10 protein-coding genes and 4 pseudogenes are annotated in these 18,083 nt (G+C 47.1%); 4 read left to right on the top strand and 10 right to left on the bottom strand.

The window, feature by feature from the left end; translation table 11 throughout:
• Positions 1-12 precede the first annotated feature (12 nt).
• From HRE53_RS26205 to HRE53_RS26185, 5 genes and pseudogenes are all read right to left on the bottom strand, one after another.
• Positions 13-846 (bottom strand): MIP/aquaporin family protein, encoded by an 834-nt coding sequence (locus HRE53_RS26205; RefSeq protein WP_235108554.1) that lies wholly within the window; start codon positions 844-846, stop codon positions 13-15.
• The gene (locus HRE53_RS26200) at positions 843-3,500 is read right to left on the bottom strand and encodes an MGH1-like glycoside hydrolase domain-containing protein (protein WP_235108553.1); all 2,658 of its coding nucleotides are present in this window, start codon (positions 3,498-3,500) and stop codon (positions 843-845) included. The genes HRE53_RS26205 and HRE53_RS26200 overlap by 4 nt, the downstream gene beginning before the upstream one ends.
• Before the next feature lie 58 nt (positions 3,501-3,558).
• A pseudogene (locus HRE53_RS26195) lies at positions 3,559-5,591 on the bottom strand (amylo-alpha-1,6-glucosidase).
• Between the two features lie 27 nt (positions 5,592-5,618).
• Positions 5,619-6,419 carry an SDR family oxidoreductase gene (locus tag HRE53_RS26190; RefSeq protein ID WP_235108552.1) on the bottom strand — a complete coding sequence of 267 codons (801 nt, stop codon included), beginning with the start codon at positions 6,417-6,419 and terminating at the stop codon, positions 5,619-5,621.
• Positions 6,420-6,851: 432 nt separating this feature from the next.
• On the bottom strand, positions 6,852-8,399 hold the full coding sequence (locus HRE53_RS26185) for a GMC oxidoreductase (RefSeq protein WP_235108551.1): 1,548 nt from the start codon (positions 8,397-8,399) through the stop codon (positions 6,852-6,854).
• Between the two features lie 143 nt (positions 8,400-8,542).
• On the opposite strand from HRE53_RS26185, the pseudogene HRE53_RS26180 reads away from it, so the two are divergent.
• The 4 genes and pseudogenes from HRE53_RS26180 to HRE53_RS26165 all read left to right on the top strand — a co-directional run.
• Positions 8,543-8,692 (top strand): annotated as a pseudogene (locus tag HRE53_RS26180) (IS256 family transposase); the annotation flags it as partial.
• 52 nt (positions 8,693-8,744) lie between these two features.
• Entirely contained in the window at positions 8,745-9,986 is a 1,242-nt protein-coding gene (locus tag HRE53_RS26175; RefSeq protein WP_235108550.1) for an ISAs1 family transposase, read from the top strand.
• A 19-nt stretch (positions 9,987-10,005) separates the two neighbouring features.
• Positions 10,006-11,121: pseudogene (locus tag HRE53_RS26170) on the top strand (IS256 family transposase); the annotation flags it as partial.
• Positions 11,122-12,250: 1,129 nt separating this feature from the next.
• Positions 12,251-12,649, top strand: coding sequence for a hypothetical protein (locus HRE53_RS26165; protein ID WP_235108549.1), 399 nt, complete (start codon positions 12,251-12,253; stop codon positions 12,647-12,649).
• A 43-nt stretch (positions 12,650-12,692) separates the two neighbouring features.
• Here the strand turns inward: HRE53_RS26165 and HRE53_RS26160 are convergent, their stop codons facing one another.
• The 5 genes and pseudogenes from HRE53_RS26160 to urtC form a co-directional block, all read right to left on the bottom strand.
• On the bottom strand, positions 12,693-13,964 hold the full coding sequence (locus tag HRE53_RS26160; protein WP_235108548.1) for a pentapeptide repeat-containing protein: 1,272 nt from the start codon (positions 13,962-13,964) through the stop codon (positions 12,693-12,695).
• A gap of 382 nt (positions 13,965-14,346) precedes the next feature.
• On the bottom strand, positions 14,347-15,222 hold the full coding sequence (locus tag HRE53_RS26155; RefSeq protein WP_235108547.1) for a LysR family transcriptional regulator: 876 nt from the start codon (positions 15,220-15,222) through the stop codon (positions 14,347-14,349).
• A 246-nt stretch (positions 15,223-15,468) separates the two neighbouring features.
• The gene (gene urtE / locus HRE53_RS26150; RefSeq protein WP_212666256.1) at positions 15,469-16,155 is read right to left on the bottom strand and encodes an urea ABC transporter ATP-binding subunit UrtE; all 687 of its coding nucleotides are present in this window, start codon (positions 16,153-16,155) and stop codon (positions 15,469-15,471) included.
• A 37-nt stretch (positions 16,156-16,192) separates the two neighbouring features.
• Positions 16,193-16,948 (bottom strand): urea ABC transporter ATP-binding protein UrtD, encoded by a 756-nt coding sequence (gene urtD / locus HRE53_RS26145; RefSeq protein WP_212666016.1) that lies wholly within the window; start codon positions 16,946-16,948, stop codon positions 16,193-16,195.
• Between the two features lie 27 nt (positions 16,949-16,975).
• A pseudogene (urtC, locus tag HRE53_RS26140) lies at positions 16,976-18,083 on the bottom strand (urea ABC transporter permease subunit UrtC).

Here is an 18,083-nt window from a genome sequence, read left to right as displayed (position 1 = left end):
CATCGGGTTAAGTCAATCGAGAGGTTCTGCAGGGCTATGCCAAGGCCGCACCAATTGCTTACATTGACCACAACAATTGGCACTGATACAGGATGTTTCTCCATTGGGGCAAAGTTTGCAGCAGATGGAGCGAGATTGTAGACCTGTGATCCTTTGGTAAATCTCAGCCGCACATAACATCGCTAAGGGTGGAGCCAGATAATAAATCCAGAAACCTGTCCACTCCTGTGCAGGTAATGCAGAGGCAAAGGTACGAGCTGGATTAATGCCCATGCCAGAGATAGGTGCTTCAAAAATGATATAGAAGGCGACTAACATCCCTGAAAATATCCCGGTCCATTTGGAGAGGGCGAGTCGATTACTGGTCACTAATACCATCATCATCAGACCAAAAGACAAGGCGAATTCTGCGAATAAAGCCGCTGGCCAGCCCCATACACCCGGAATAGTCACCACATGGTTGACGGGTAGATCTGTAAAGGGATTTCCCACAATTGCTACAACCAGTAAGACCCCGAGCCATCCCCCTAGAAATTGGGACAGAATATAGAACAACGCATCCCAGAGAGCGATTTTGTGGAGGTGAAAAAAAGTGAGGGTGACAGCAGGGTTGATATGAGCCCCAGAACGTTTGCCCCAGGGAGAGTAAATAATTGCGATCGCAGTCAATCCCATCGTCACCCCCATGATCACATCTCGTAAGAAGGGGTTGGGTAACCATTGCAACACCGGGGATGTCGGCGCATAGAGGAGAGAAGCCGTCACACCTGCCGATACCATAAAGGTGCCTAAGCCCCACCCTTCGATTAAATAGTTGGGCCAATGGTCTTTAAAGGTTTGAATCATAGGGTATTGCCGCTCTGCTGAATCAGTTTGGCAATTAATCCCGTCCAACCCGTTTGATGACTGGCTCCGATCCCGGCCCCATTGTCACCATGAAAATATTCATGAAATAGAATTAAATCTCGCCAGTATGGATCGGTTTGAAATATGTCTGTTGCTCCATAGGCTGGCCGCTGGCCTGCGTCATTTTGGGTGAAAATTCGCATCATCCGCCGAGAAATCTCTTCTGCCACCTGCCAAAGGGTCATCATCTGCCCCGATCCCGTAGGACATTCCACCTGAAAGTCATCCCCTAAGTAGTGGTGGAACTTTTGCAGGGATTCAATAATCAAAAAATTGACAGGGAACCAGATGGGGCCGCGCCAGTTGGAGTTACCGCCAAATAAGCCACTGCTCGACTCAGCAGGTTCATAGTCCACCCGATGCTGTTGACCATTGACGTCAAACACATAGGGATTCTCGGCATGGAAACGGGATAAGGCCCGAATGCCATAGTCTCCGAAAAATTCTGCTTCATCTAGTAACCGGTGGAGGATACGCCGAAAGCGATCCGTTTCCACCTGTTGGCCGGGAGTGACGTAGCACAATGCCAACAAACGACGAGCCGAGACCCCTCGGGTTTCCGTACAGGCAATATTTTTTTGTAGGTGGTTGCGGTGATGAATAAACCATTCCAGCCGCTCTTTAAACGCAGGTACGTTGTCTAAGTGGTCTTCATCCAGGGTCATCACTGCAAACAGGGGAATCAATCCCACCATGGATCGCACTTTCAACCGCAGTCGCTCTGAATTAGGGAAATGGAGAACATCGTAAAAAAAGCCATCTTCTTCATCCCAGAGCTGGGTGGCATCATTGCCGATGTGGTTCATGGCCTCAGCAATATAGATGAAATGTTCAAAGAACTTGGTAGCCATATCTTCATAGACTGGGTTTTCCTGGGCCAGCTCCAGGGCCATCGTCAGCATATTGAGGCAAAACATGCCCATCCAGCTGGTGCCATCGGCTTGTTCGATATAGCCCCCAGTCGGCAAAGGCGCACTGCGGTCAAAGACACCAATGTTGTCCAACCCCAAAAAGCCGCCTTCAAAGACGTTATTGCCTTCGTTATCCTTGCGATTCACCCACCAAGTAAAGTTGAGCAGCAGCTTCTGAAAAACCCGCTCCAAAAAGGCCCGATCTCCTTTCCCGGTTCGTTTCTGATCGATCTTATAGACCCGCCAGGTGGCCCAGGCATGGACGGGGGGATTGACGTCGCCAAAGGCCCATTCATAGGCCGGTAACTGACCATTGGGGTGCATGTACCATTCTCGGGTCATCAGGTCGAGCTGATGCTTAGCAAACTCTGGATCAACGACGGCCAGGGGAATGGCATGGAAAGCCAAATCCCAAGCTGCAAACCAAGGATATTCCCATTTGTCCGGCATGGAGATAATATCCGCAGCCTGGAAGTGCGGCCACTGGTGGTTTCTGCCTTTGATGCGAGAAGCAGGTGGGGTGGGCTGCCCTGGATCGCCTCCTAGCCATTCCTGTACCGAGAAATAGTAAAACTGCTTGGTCCACAACATGCCAGCAAAAGCTTGTCGCTGGATATTGCAGAGATCTTTGGAGGGACAAGCGGGGGTAATCGCCCCATAGAAATCATCCGATTCCTGGATGCGATCGCAAAAAATCTGATCAAAATCCTGCTCCCAGGTGGCGGCTAATCCGGACTGATCACTCAACCGTAGCTTGATGGATTGGGTTTCTCCCGGTGGAATGTGGAGGCGATACCCAGCCGCCACTTTAGTGCCCTGCTGTTTCGGATTGACGGCTTCACTTTGCCCACCGACCACATAATCATTGATGCCATCTTTGGCGTAGGGACTCCCCCCCAGCCCAAATAGTCGCTGGGTATTCGTTTCATTTTCCGTGAACAGTAAATTAGGCGTATCGCTGCAATACCACCACCGCTGGCCCATCTTAGGGTGATCGGCTTGGACGATATTAGATGCGATCCCATGTAAATGCGGCTTCTGGGCCTCGTCGCCCCACGCCCAGGTATTCCGAAACCAAAGAGTGGGTAAAACCTCCAGAACCTTGGTATCAGGACCGCGATTGGAAATATTGATGCGAATGAGAATATCCTCGGGACTGGCTTTGGCATATTCCACCTCGACATCAAAGTACCGATTCTCGGCAAATATTCCCGTATCTAATAGTTCAAATTCTGGCTCCCCTCGACCCCGCTGTTGATTCTCCCTCACCAATTGCTCATAGGGAAAAGCAGCCTGGGGATATTTATACAGCCCTTTCATATAGGAATGGGTAGGCGTACTGTCTAGATAGAAATAATATTCTTTGACATCTTCGCCATGGTTGCCCTGATTCCCTGTTAGGCCAAATAACCGTTCCTTCAGAATGGGGTCTTCGCCATTCCATAGGGCCAAGGCAAAACAAAGCTGTTGCTGCTGATCCGAGATACCCAGCAGACCATCTTCTCCCCAACGATAGGCACGAGAGCGCGCTTGATCATGGGAAAAATAATCCCAAGCTTCCCCATAATCGCTATAGTCTTCCCGGACGGTGCCCCATTGGCGTTCACTCAGGTAGGGTCCCCAGGATTTCCAAGGTGTCGATTGGGCTTTTTCGTCAGCGAGCCTTTGCTGTTCTGGGTTCATAGTCCTAATCAAGATAGAGGTGTACTTATGTCGACCAAACGTTCTGAGCTATGGATGCTCAACGGATCAATGGAGAAGGGGATGAATGATGGGTATGCCTTTGTAAGACCTGCCATACCCTCAGCACTTCAGCCACCGTCCAGGCTTGGGCAATACATCCTCTAGGGCGAAAAGGGGCATTGCCCTCAAAAATTTCACTGAGACTTCCCATGCTGTGGTTGTGTAGGTGATCTGCCATCGGCTGTAGAAACGACAGGGCCTGGTCAGAATCTTGATATACCCGCAAATGGGCCTGCACAAAAGGCCCGATTAACCATCCCCAGGTTGTACCTTGGTGATACACACTATCCCGTTGAAGCGAATCTCCTCCATAGCTGCCTTGATAGTCAGGATGGTCAGGAGCTAAAGATCGAAGCCCATAGGATGTCAGCAAGGATCGGCTACAGGTATCCACCACTGCCTGTTGTTGCTGAGCCGATAAAAGGGGTGGCCCTGCCAGATCCCCATAGGGTAAAGCAACCGCAAAAATTTGATTAGGCCGCAGGGAATCATCATCCCCCTCTGGGCCATCTAGGACATCAACACAGTAGCCTTTCTCTTGCTGCCAATATCGCTGAAACCCTCGATGGGTTTGTGTCGCCAGACGGATATAGTCCTCCTGGGGTTGACCCACAACCTGAGCTAATTGGGCCATGATTTGGAGGGCATTGTACCAAAGAGCATTAATCTCAATGGGCTTGCCCATGCGTGGGGTCACCACCCAATCGCCAATCTTGGCATCCATCCAAGTCAGTTGGGCACCTGGCACTCCTGCATAGAGCAAACCATCCTCATCTAGGTGAATGTTGTAACGGGTCCCCCGCTGATGCCACTCGATGACGTCTACTAACGCCGGAAAAATTTGACGAATTAACGTTTGATCCTCAGTAGCCGCATAGTAGGCGCGGATGGCTTCAAAGTACCAGAGGATAGCATCGACGGTGTTGTACTCCGGCTTTTCTCCCACCTCAGGAAAGACATTGGGGAGCATGCCTTGATCGAGGTATTGGGCAAAGGTACGAATAATTTTTCCGGCCCATTCAGGCCGCCCCGCAGCAATCGTCAGCCCCGGTAGACTAATCATCGTATCCCGCCCCAATCTCCAAACCAGGGATACCCAGCAATCACCGTTTTCCCCTCTGGGTCTTCTGCTAAGGGGCGATTCACAATAAATTGATCGGCAGCCCATACCAGCCGCTGAATCCAAGGAGGCGAATCTGAAGCCGTTCCTAAACCCTTTGCTTGCCAGTGATTCAGTAATGCTTGTTCATCAGCTCGTCGTTCGAACAGCGCCTGTTCTCCATCCAAATTGGGGTGCCCCTCAGTCGTGGCAATCACGGTAAAGGTCTCTCCAGGCTGGAGCACACCCCTCAAAGTGGCAGCATGCAGGTGATCTTCTCGATCCGTTAGCCCTCGGAATCGTTCTTTTGATAGTTCAAAGTCCTTATACCAATCATGGTGAACGGTGACTTCTCCCCGATCTGCCCAGATATAAAAGGGCGTTGCCCCTGGAAAGGCTTCCACACGAATCCCTTGAAGCTGGGGAATAATCTGCATGGTCCACGTATCACCCTGGGTCTCACCATGATGGTCCCGGTAATTCACTAGGGCTTCCATCGACAGGGTAATGGGCAGGCTACTGCGTTGGAGGGTATAGCGAATATAGGTGGTGTTCGCCCCAGACTGCATCCAAATTCGCTTTTCTAGTCGGGCATCGGCACAAGCATAGGTCCAACAGGGGATGCTGCCCTCTAACCGAAAATGCTCGATCTGTTTGTACCCTTGGGGATGGAGCGTGCCGGAAGTCCAACTATTGGTCGACAAGGGATAGTCTCGTCCCCCATACACCAAGGTTTCATCCAGCTTGGTAAGCAATAGAGTTCTCTCTAGGGGTGGTTTCAGGGCAGCAATCAATAGACCCTGGTAGCGCCGGGTGAGTAAACCAGATATTGTACCAGCGGCATATCCGCCCATCCCATTCGTGACAAGCCATTCACGAGTGGAAGCCGATGGTAATTCGCCACAGATCTCTCGACCAAAATGAAGGGCCATGTCCGTGGATAATCGATTTGTCATCCCCTAACCCCCTGTTGCAAAGCCAGGATATAAAGTCATGCCGCCATCAACAAACAGGGTGATGCCATGGACATATTCCGACTCGTCGGAGGCCAACCAGACTGCCGCTTTACCAATATCAACGGTTTCACCAACGCGGTTATAGGGAATCAAGGTTAATAAGGAGGCTTCCGCGTCGGGAGTGTCCCAGGCACTCTGATTAATGGGCGTTTTGATCGCACCGGGACCAATACTATTGACGCGAATTTTGTGAGGAGCTAATTCTTGAGCCATGCTTTTCATTAGCAGCATAATCCCTCCTTTCGAGGCGGCATAGTTACAGTGACCTGCCCAGGGAATCACCTCATGGACCGAACTCATACAGATAATTTTTCCGGCTGAGCAAGATTTTTGAGGCACCACACCCCGCCGAATAAATTCTTTGGCCGCTTCTCGGGCACATAAAAACTGCCCCGTGAGATTGATATTGATCACCGTGTTCCAATCCTCCAGAGACATCTCAGTGAAAGGAGAATCTTTCTGGAGTCCAGCATTATTGACCAAAATATCAATGGTGCCGTAGGTGTCATACATCTGCTCAAACATCTTGAGCACCTGATCTTCTTGACTCACATCGGCTTGGATTGCGATCGCATCTCCGTCTTGGGCTGTAATCTCCTCCACAACCGCTTCTGCACCTTTAGCGCTGCGGGCATAATTCACCACTACTTTGGCCCCCTCAGCTGCTAGAGATTTTGCGACACCAGAACCAATACCAGAACTGGCCCCAGTCACGAGTGCGACTTGATTTTGCAAACGTTGCATCCTTCTAGATCTCCTCAAGAGTTAAGCGTAATTAGAATATGTAAGATTGAACCCGTCTGAGATTGAACGACTAGCATTGAGCAAGAAGCTGAGAGTGAGCATATTGCAGCAAACTTAAGGGCAGATGAACGTTAGCTAAATATTTCCAGCCCTTTGCCCAATTCAGACCATCTTGCCCAGTGGATACTACTGGAAGTTATGTCAGTAAATACTGCTTTTCCCCTCACCAGCCTGGAGGACTTCGCCACCCCTAGTGTTAATCGCCCCATGCTCCTCTCCTGACCACCTAGACATTGACTGGAAATATAGATCACTCCTGGGCATTATTGATACCAAGAACTTGCTACAACTTTCAGGGGTACAGTGAGGGCTTCCTTAGGGTGTGAGATACAGGGTTACAGGAAACCCTGAAGTCCAACAAGCTAGAAACTTCTAGGCAAAATCTTTGAGGATGTAATCACTGACCCTTAGGGCGTTGGCAATGATGGTGAGGGTTGGATTAACTGCTCCTGCTGAGACAAAAAAGCTGCCATCAACCACAAAGACATTATCGAGATCATGAACTTTGCAGTAAGGGTCTAGAACTGACTGGCTGGTATCCGTACCCATTTTCAGAGTCCCCATCGTATGCCCCAAAGGGATGCCCACCATACTGCCGAGGTAGAGATCGACATTATGGGTGCCAGGGTGACAGTCAATACAGTCCAGAAAATCCGTGAGTCGCTGCTTCAGCTGCTTGGCAGGTTCCACATTGTTGGCTTGATAGTCAAAGACAATCTGGCCTTGGCTGTTGTAAGAGATCCCATTTTCGATCCGGGGTAGATCTTCGCTTTGCAGCCAAAAGTCTAAGGAATGGGAGGCCATTTCAGCATGGGTCATGCCCGCTATTGGTTCTGGGGATTCTAGCTTCATTAGGGCTTCATTGAAGTTGCCCAGCATTTGAATCAAACCCATGGGGTATTTAAAGTGATCATCTCCCCAGTAGTAATCCGCTAAAGCAAGGGTCTTTTCAAACGTGGCATCATTCGGTGTTTTACTAATGGCAATGAGGGTGGCATTGTTATGGCCCATAAAGTTTCTGCCAACTAGGCCAGTCCGATTAGCCAAACCATTGGGATGTTTCGGATGTTGCGATCGCAAAAACAATAGGGCTGATCCCAAGGCTCCTGCTGCGACCACAACCAGCCCAGCCGTATATTCGATCAGTTCCCCTGCCTCAGTCTTGACGACAACTTTTTCGACTTTTTGGCCTGAGGCATCGGTGACTAGATGTTCAACTGGGCTATGGATTTTGAGGGTTACATTGTCGTATTCCAGAGCAGGACGTACCCCGACAATATGAGAATCTGTCTTGATTTCATAGGGATCAGGATAACCATCAAATTGAGGCCATAAATCTAAGCTACTGGTCGCCCCCTCCTCACCATCATGGTTCATGCGCATCCCCATTGGAATGGGAAAGGGGTGCAGTCCCGTGTTCTCTAGATCATTATTGAGTCGCTGGATGCGGGGCTCATGTTGTAGCGGCGGGTAAGGGTAGGGAGCGCTGCGCTGCGGTTCAGTCGGATCGGCTCCCGCCTCTCCATGCACGTAGTACCACTGTTCAGCTTGAGCATAGTAAGGTTCTAGATCGGCGTAGGAAATGGGCCATGCTGGGGAGAGGCCATCATAATGTTCAACCTCCTCAAAGTCACGTTCTCGGAGGCGAAACAAAGCTGCACCATAGAACTTAGTATTGCCCCCAACATAGTAATGGGGATGACTGGGACGAAAGGGTTGGTTTTGGTGGTACCAGGTGTCATTGGGGGTATAGCGTTTTTCCACCCAGTTAACATGGGGGTCAAAATTCGCCATCTCACGGGGGACAAAGCCTCCCTTCTCCAAAATGAGAATGCGCTTACCCGAAGGGGCTAATGCACGTGCCATTGTGCCTCCACCAGCTCCAGTGCCAATAATGATGATGTCGTAATGATGCGTCATTTTATCCTCAAAGGAATTGGGGTATCAGATGGGTTCAGATCGGATCTATCAAACGTGAGAGAAATCCATCCGCTCCACCCAGGGAGACTGATCAGAGTTTTGTGTAAGCGGTCTAGAATCCAAACACACCAGGAGACCGCATCATGTCTAGAAAGAAACAAGTACCCAATCGAGTTGATGAGCTATTGGATGAACTCATTGGAGAGAATCCACAGCCAGAGGATATTCTGGGCGAATCAGGACTGCTCAAACAACTCAGAAAACGCCTAGTGGAACCAGGGGCAGCGCAAGAAAAATGAAGCTGTAATATGCTATGGAACTCCATTCTGTTAAAAGGGTTTCCCCATGGCTACAGGATTCAGCAAGCCGCCTTCCTCACCAGCTTCCACTGACTCATCCTCGTCACTCCTGCCTGCCAGTGATTGCGATCAGGCTTATCAACAGTTGTCCGAGTGTTTTGAAGATTTGCCTGATCCACGGGGAGGCCAAGGTGTCCAGCATCCGTTTGTCAGCATCGTCGTGATTGGACTATTGGCAAGTTTAGGTGGCGCACAAGGGTGGGAAGACATTGAAACCTATGGTCTAAGCCATCAAGATTGGTTGTCGAGTTTTCTGAGCCTACCGTCTGGGATGCCGACAGCAGACACCTATCGACGAGTGTTTGAGCGTATTTGCCCCTCCGCTTTTGAACGGAGTTTCAATCACTGGTTGGATCAGGTAGTGACAACCCTCGGCGCTCAAGTGATACCGATTGACGGCAAACAACTCAGAGGTTCCTATGATCGCAATCAAGACCAATCCGCATTGCATCTGGTCAGTGCTTGGGCCAGTGAGTATCGGTTATTTCTAGGACAGGTCAAAGTTGCAGACAAGAGTAACGAAATTACCGCTATTCCAGCACTGCTAGAGCTATTAGACATTGCCGGGTGCATTATTACCATTGATGCAATGGGAACTCAGCACGAGATTGCCCGCCACATTCAAGCTAAAGAGGCTGACTATGTGCTGGCCCTCAAGGAGAATCATCCCACGCTGTTTGAGCAGGTTGAGCAATGGTTTGAAACGGCTGAAGCGAATGAGTTTAAGTGCATTGAGCACAGCTATGATGCGCGGGTGGAAGCAGGGCACCATCGTCGCGAAAAACGACAAGTTTGGGCCGTGTCCCTTCAACAGATGGGTCCTCTGTACAAGCAGGCGCAGTGGAAGGGCTTGCAAACCATCGTCAAGGTCGCTCGAACCCGTCACTTGTGGAACAAAACCACCTATGAGGTGATGTTTTATATCAGTTCTCTACCGCCAAATGCTCAGCAGTTGGGCAAAGCCATCCGCCAGCATTGGTCGATTGAGAACCAACTCCACTGGGTCTTAGACGTGACCTTTGGCGAAGATGCTAGCCGCATTCGCACAGGACATGCGCCGGAAAACATGGCCATCCTGAGACGCTGGAGCATCAACCTTCTCAATCAAGAAACGTCCTTTAAGCGAAGTACCCGTCAAAAACTAAAACGGGCGAGCATGGATGAAGCGTATATGCTCAAAGTTCTAGGCGCTTCTCTTCCTTTACAGTCTAGCCTTTCAGAGGCTTGATTTTCTTGCGCTTACCCTGCTAGTGGAACGAGCCTTGGCAGGTGAATTGACTCATCACCTGCATCAATCCTCCGTCGATGAGCGTTCTCATGGCCCTAGAAACAGTCGCAATGGTTACTCGAAAAAGACCGTCCAGACTGAACAAGGAGAGATGGACCTATCGATTCCTCGCGACCGTTGCAGTGAGTTTGAGCCTGTCCTCGTGCCCAAAGGCCAGCGACGTATCGCGGGACTCGACGAGAAAATCATCGCCTTATATGCTCGTGGCATGACCACTCGTGATATTCGAGCTCAATTGGTGGAGCTGTATGGGGCCAATATCTCTGAGGGTCTGATTAGTGACGTCACCAATAGTGTCATGGAGGAGGTTAAAGACTGGCGCTCAAGACCATTGGATGAGGTGTATCCGATTGTCTATCTCGATGCCCTGTATGTGAACATCAAAGTCAATGGCCAAGTCAGCAAGCGAGCCGTCTATGTCGCGCTAGCGGTAACTGTGGAGGGAAACAAAGAGCTGTTGGGATTATGGATAGGGGCTGCCGAGCGGGAGGGAGCAAAATTCTGGCTTTCAGTGCTCACAGACCTTAAAAACCGAGGCGCTCAGGATATCTTGATTGCTTGCTGTGATGGTCTCAAAGGCTTTCCCCAGGCGATTGAATCGGTCTATCCCGATACTCAAGTTCAAGTTTGTATCGTTCATCTCATTCGCAATAGTTTGCGCCATGTGCCTTGGAAGGAAAGTCGAGCCGTAGCTGCAGACCTCAAGCCCATTTATCAAGCGGCCACTTTGGAGGAATCTGAGGCTGCCTTGGATGCGTTTGCCAACAAATGGGACCAGACGTATCCTGGCATCAGCCAAATCTGGATACGGCATTGGGATAATATTGCTCCGTTGTTTAAGTACCCAATGGCCATCCGAAAGGTTATCTACACCACTAATGCCATTGAGTCGCTCAATCGCTCACTGCGAAAGGTGATTAAGACCAAAGCTGTCTTCCCGAATGAAGAGTCTGTCTACAAATTGATGTTTCTGGCGATGAGGAATATCTCGAAGAGATGGACCAGACCGATTTTGAATTGGAAGGCGGCGCTGTCCCATTTTGCTATTCTGTTCCCAACACGATTCAACTATTGAATACGTTACGGCTTACACAAAAATCTAAACACTCTCACCCAGGGCGAGAAAGTCTGAAACTATAGCGGTCAATGGTGAGCATGGAGATGGAATAGATACAATCCCCCTCCGTACCACCCACATTTCATTGCCCAAAATCATGCAGAAATATTTCTAGTTTTGCTCCTAAACTACGGGCAAAAAGGTTGAACAACAGTCGTGCAATCTACTTGTAGGACATTGACATGAGAATCAGCTTAATCGTTGCAATTAATACCCTAAGCTTCCATTCAAAGCTTGTCACTTATCAAAGAGTGAGTTTTATCCCTAACGGAATGACTGGCAATCACCTTAACTTTCGATCAGTCAGACTTCATCGATTAAACAGTGGTGCAAACCGTTTGAGCCAAGAAGGCACTTTCATTCATCTATCAGTGGAGAAGGGCTACTCTCATTCTGATACTGACAAACTCAGAAAGCTAATAAACAAAGTCGAGCTTGGGACTTTGATAGGGAGGGGGTCACCTTTTTGAGAGAAATTCAGGCTGCCTCCGCCCCCCATTGGCTTGGTCATGGTTGAGGCATGTCAAACTAGGAAATTGATTTTTATTCTTTAAAAAGTAATATCTTCCCACTTTGATGCTTTAGCTGTGCAAGCCTTGGCATACACCTATAGAGATCCATCATTATTCTGGTCACCCTCGCAACCAGGCCCCAAGGCTCTGCTTACCTATGATGAAACTTTAGCTAAAGGCTTGAATTTGTATTTCAACTTCGACGGTCGTCCTGACTACAGAAAAACAGTTTACTGTGAACTTGTAGCACTCAATACATCGTCTACCCAAAAAAAAATCAATTCACCTCATTTTTGCAAAAGATGGTTTAACTTTTTAAGCTTCAATAAACCACTGTTCGATAGTCGAAAAATGTAAACCAATATTTCGCTTTCTTTAAGAAATTATCGACTCTGATATGTATGTAAGCATATTCAAAACGAAAGGCTATTCAAACATATTGTCCAATAAAAAAAGCATTCACCAACTCATGATTTTTAATTAAATTCAAGGTTCAAACAGCTACTGATTGAGCACTCTTGTGCTTAGCAAGCATTCTTCCCTAATTTCAATCTGATAAAAAATAGGAGTTCCTCATGCCTCAGCGCCGATCTCAAGCTAGATTCCCAAATGTAAATAAAGTGGACGACAATCTAACAGGAAGAACCGTAAATATCAGCCTCGTCGGAGGGGCAAGCAATGATATTATCTATCGCACATCAAATACAAATGCCCTTGCTTTAACAGATATTCCTACAACAAAGGGCAACAGCGTGATTACAAATTTTAGTGCCAATAATAAAGGTGCTTTTGAGATTGATACGATAGCACTAGGGATGTCTAATCCCAACAACGCTGGATCTAGTCGGGCAACGAGTCAGGTCTCTATTCTGGCAATGGGTCAAGGATCTGTGCAGTTATCAGGTCAGGCATCCCTACAATCCAATGGCCAGACATCTATAGGTAATGCTTCTGTAGCACTCTCTTTCTTTTAAGTTGACACCAACAAACCGTCATTCAGTCACCTTTCGTTCCTGATTAACGGCTGCTCTCAAGTTTATTAGGAATCCCTTCGCATCCACCGGGAATGGTTGCCCTCGTCTTCTTTCCTCCCCAAGCACAGCAGTAATACCGTTGCTCTTCAGACAATCCTTCCGCTTTAGAAAAATCGGCATTTTCAATCACAGCCCCAGTTTGTGCCCCGGTTTGAAAGTTGGGTGGATTCATGCGATCGCGCGGTGTTACCTGTTCCACTTCCCCATAGAAAAATCGGGCCCGAGTCAAATCCGTCTTCGATAAATTGGCTCCATACAAAATACAGCGAGACAAATTGGCTCGGCCTAAATCACACCCCTGCAAATTACTGTGGACTAGGTTGGCTTCACTCATCTCAGTCCGCCGTAGGTCGGTCCCCGACAAATCGACATTCGCTAACATACCGACTAAATCAATCACTCGCACCCCATATTCCAGGTCTTCTTCATAGCCGCCTAACCCGTCAAAAATAGCGCGACCTAATCTGCGATCGCGTTTCAAAGGCGTCAACAATTTAGAACTGGATAGAAACCGAATCACCTTCGCTTTTCCTTCCCCACTTAGACCCGTCAGAATCGCAGCGGTGCGGCCTTCAGCAATCGCTCGCTCCGGGGGCCAATCTTCCAACAAACCTTCTTCATTAATCACCAAATCAGAAATTCCTTGGAAATAGGCATCAATGGTTTGTTGTTGAGTAATCCGGTTTTGCTGTTCAGTCAGTTCTTTGGAAATGACATACTGACGCCACGCCACAAAAAGGGCTAAAAAAGCGACTAAAATTTGGCCAATTGCCCCAAAAGAGTCTGCCAGAGCCCCAACTGCTTCCCAGTTAACAGACCGCCCCCCCAGCAACATTGGCAGTACACCGGTAAACTGGATCACTCCAATCAGGCCAGCAAGGCTCAGCACACCAGCCAGAATGAGTTGCTGATTGCGGACCGACACCCATTCCTGTAGCCCTTTACTCAGGGGAGGCCACAGCACCCTTAACGACAGCCATAAAACCACCACAGCCGCGGGCAAGCCAATCCATGAATTATGAAATAGTAAACCCAGAATCAAGACTACAGTGGCCGCTCCAGTCACCAATTCTAGGGAAGAAGAGGTTGTCGCAGATCGCAAAAACCGGGCAGAAGTTGACTTCAATCCAGCCATTGAAGTCGATAGGCCTTCTTTACCTTTACTCAGAGACGTATCAGCTTCAATAGCTGATCGGGAAGATACTGAATTCTGCTGTTCTTCTGGATTTGGGGTTGGAGTTGAAGGCCGTGTCATGCACTTTTCAATCAAAGACTACATAGGTCGCTTTTATTTAATCGTAGTCTGCCCCAAACTCACAAATTGTTACTGTTCGCCATTGAGCGATGCGTGGACTAGAGGATCTTGATGCATCCCTCCACGGTGCATGCAAAGATTCTTTGTGCAGAATTAGAAATATTTAGGACGTGACCTTGGCCAATATAAGCCCATTTGTTCAGGATTAAAACTAGATCGAGCAAGATTTTTCTATGGGGTGTGTGGGGATTTGTGACGCCACTTATCTCAATAGTGGGTTGTACTGATGATCCACTAGGAGAGAATCTGGGGTAAATTCCTGTGTTGAGTAATGCGATCGCACCACCGTATTCCCTTTAAGCCCTTAGCCTCTACTCGCAGGCTAACAGATAGATAACGGCACTAAAGTTCGTATCGTTTCTAGTAGTGATGTAGCTTCGGGACTCAAGGGAAATCGAGGATTCGTCGCAATCACTGCTTTATGGACGAGAGATTGTCCAGGAAATGTTTTAGCCACCAAGACATTGTTTCGAAGATCAGTTTCAACCTGCGATAGGGGTAGAACAGCAACCCCATCACTAGAGGCCAAAATCAAGCGTAAAGATTGGGAACCACTAAACTCGACAACCGTGTTGACTGGACACTGATGGCTACGAAACAACTCCTCCACAAGGGAGCGAATCCCATATTTTGATACTTGGTGAGGGAGAACGATTGGATATTGGCCAATCTCATTCCAAGTAGGATCTGCAACTCCAGCGAGTGCATGAGTTGCAGCGCAGACCAGACCTAGTGGCTCTTCATACAATACCTCTGTCTGCAGGATCTCCTTGGGTAAAGGTGAAGACATCCAAGCTAAATCAATAGTCTGATTCTGAAGCCCTTGAATGAGATCTTCCAACGGATACTCAAAAATTTGTAAGCACACATTAGGATTACATCGATGAAACCGATTTAACACGGTTGAAAGACACAATTTAGTATTAAAGCTAGTTAATCCTAAGGTCACTTTACTTAAAGAGTTTTGGGCAGCTTTAAGGGCAGTATTTATACCTGTTTCAATGTTTTTCAAGCCAGCTTGGCAATGAGTAATAAAAGCTTCACCTGCCTGACTTAAATACACCTTATTAGAGCGACGATGCAGTAATTTTACTCCCACCATCCGTTCTAATCTTTGAACTTGTTGACTGACAGTGGGTTGAGATAAATTCAACGCAATGGCTGCCTCAGTAAAGCTTCCCCGCTCAGCAACTTCCATAAAGGAGATAAGAGCTGATGTCTCTATATTACTAAGACTATATTTATCCATTGAAGAGACATTTTATAACAGGTAGATTGCGTCGAATATGGCTACAAAGACTTATATATTGAGAGTTAATCATCAAATCCAAGCTATTTCATGAAGTCAATGTATATCGCCAATAAATTTCAATAAAAAATAAATGAAACACTGCGAAAAAAAGGTAGATAAATATCAATCATTCCCGTCTAAAAAACCATCGACTTATACAGCTAAATAGCGATGCAACAACGAATCAGTGAGTCTATCTGTCTTACCCTTTTCCACAATAGCTCCCTTTTCCATGATGAAAAACTTCTGAGCTAACTTACGAGCAAACTCTATTTTTTGTTCAACCACTATGATCGTGATTCCTTTCTCTAAATTGATACGTCTCAAGGTATCTTCAATCTCTTGAACAATAGAGGGCTGAATGCCTTCTGTCGGCTCATCCAGTAACATGATTTTAGGGTTACACATTACGCCCCGAGCAATAGCAAGCTGTTGTTGTTGTCCTCCACTCAACAATCCTCCCTGACGCTGTAAATGATCTTTTAGCATTGGGAAAAAATCAAAAATTTCAGATGGAATTCGCTTAACCTTCTTGCCACTTGCACTGAAACCCATTTTTAGATTATCTAGCACCGTTAAGTAGGGAATAATTTCTCGGCCTTGAGGGATATAGGCAATTCCTTTTCTAGCACGCTTATAGGTAGGAGCCTTTGTAATATCAACATCATTGAAAGAGATACTACCGCTAGTTAAGGGATTCAAACCAATAATGCTGCGTAGCAACGTCGTTTTACCCACACCATTTCGCCCCAACAAACAGGCTATTTCTCCTTCTGCAACAGACAGGTCAACATCAAATAAGACCGGGGTTTGGCCATAGCCAGCCGTGACATTCACCATATCCAGCAATGGCTTAGCAATAGTCAAGTCTTCTTCTTTACGCAGCAGCGTTGATTGTTTCACGACCGAGATAGACCTCAATGACTTTAGGGTTAGCTTGAATATTTTCGATTGAACCTTCTGCTAAGACCATTCCCTGGTGTAGCACTACAATGCGCTTCGCTATTTGTTTAACAAATTCCATATCATGCTCAATTACCACAACGGAATGAGATTTCGAAATGCTTTTAATGATTTCACCCGTCATATAGGTTTCGTCTCCAGTCATGCCTGCTGTCGGTTCATCCAACAGAACAATGGACGGGTCTTGAGCCAAAACCATGGCAATTTCAACCCATTGCTTTTGACCATGGGATAGAGAAGAAACCAGTTCAAATGCTTTATCGACTAAACCCGTTCGTTCTAAAGCATCATGAATCTTACCTTTTTTCGTTTGAGTCAATTTGGCTGTGATCGAAGCGAAAATTCCATGAGTTCCCTTGAGGGCTAATAAAATATTCTCAAAAACAGTTAGTTCGTTATAGACATTGGGATTTTGAAACTTCCGACCAATGCCCATACGTGCAACTTCATGGGGAAGCTTATTGGTAATTTCTTTACCTTGATAGCGGATATGCCCTGAAGAAACGGGAGACTTACTCACAATCGCATCGAGAAGTGTGCTTTTCCCTGCACCATTAGGGCCAATAATCGTAACAATCTCACGATCAAAAACCTTTAAATTCACACCACTCAAGGCTTTAAAGCCTGAAAAAGTTACATTTAAATCTTGAACCGATAGCACAGCATCCATATAATTCAACCCTCATTCCAATAAGATCTACTTCTTCGTCAATACAGTTACAGGTAATGGCTTTGGCTTCGATAAGTTTTTCAATGAAGCTCTTTTGGGTAACAGACTCATCAATCCGTTGGGTAGGAATAGAACAACAACTAATAATAAAATCCCAACAACAAGTTGCCAGTCTTGAGTCACCTTTTCTGCATAGTTTTGCACTTGTCCCAATAGAATCGCAGCAATCAGCGGTCCCACCAAGGTTCCTCTCCCACCGATAGCGACCCAAATGACAACCTGAGTTCCAAACGCAACTGCCAGGTATACCGGAGAAATAAATCGATTTAAAGGTACAAATAGACCACCAGCCATACCTGCGATCGCAGCCGAAAGGGTCCAGATAAAAATCTTAAATTGGGCCACATCATATCCCAAGAAAGAAATACGCTGTTCATTCTCATTAATCGAGCGCAAAATGAGGCCAAAATTAGATTGGGTAAGGGACCAGCTTAAAGCGATTACAAAGGCCGCATAGGCCAAAATCAAGAAATAGAGTCCTAATGCTGTCAGTTGCACCCCAAATAATCTCAAGCTGCTAACATCGGTGATCCCATTTGTCCCACCGGTATAGGCCTGCTGACTCACAAAAAAAGTGGTTAAGGCTGATGAGATAGCGATAGTAATGATGGTGATGTAGACACCACTTACTTTTGAACGAAAAATAAAATACCCAATAATATAGGCAAATAATGCTGGCACAGCAATCGTTGCCACCAAAGCAACCGGAAAATATTTTAACGGGGCGATAAACCAGGGCAATTTTTCTAAGCCATTCCAGACCATAAAGTCCGGCAATTCTCCACCATAGGTATTTGAAGCCGCAGAAAGGTTCAGTTTGAGATAATAGGCGGAAGCATATCCTCCCAAAGTAAAAAAATACCCCATGGGCGAAGCTCAAAATACCTGTAAATCCCCAAACTAGATCTAGAGAAACGCCTAAGGTCCCAAATAGCAATAGCTTAGACATCAAGGACAGTTGAAAGCTATTGATAGTAAAAGGCAATATGATAAAAACTAATAATGAGATACCACTAACAATAACTAATTTATGGGGAAAAGTTGACTGTTTATACCCCATGACGATATTCGTCAT

Origin of the sequence: Acaryochloris sp. 'Moss Beach', from assembly GCF_021497025.1 — a bacterium.
Classification (GTDB): Bacteria; Cyanobacteriota; Cyanobacteriia; order Thermosynechococcales; family Thermosynechococcaceae; genus Acaryochloris; species Acaryochloris marina_A.
Note: the sequence above shows the minus strand (reverse complement) of the source record. Positions and strands in the feature narration are given on the sequence as shown.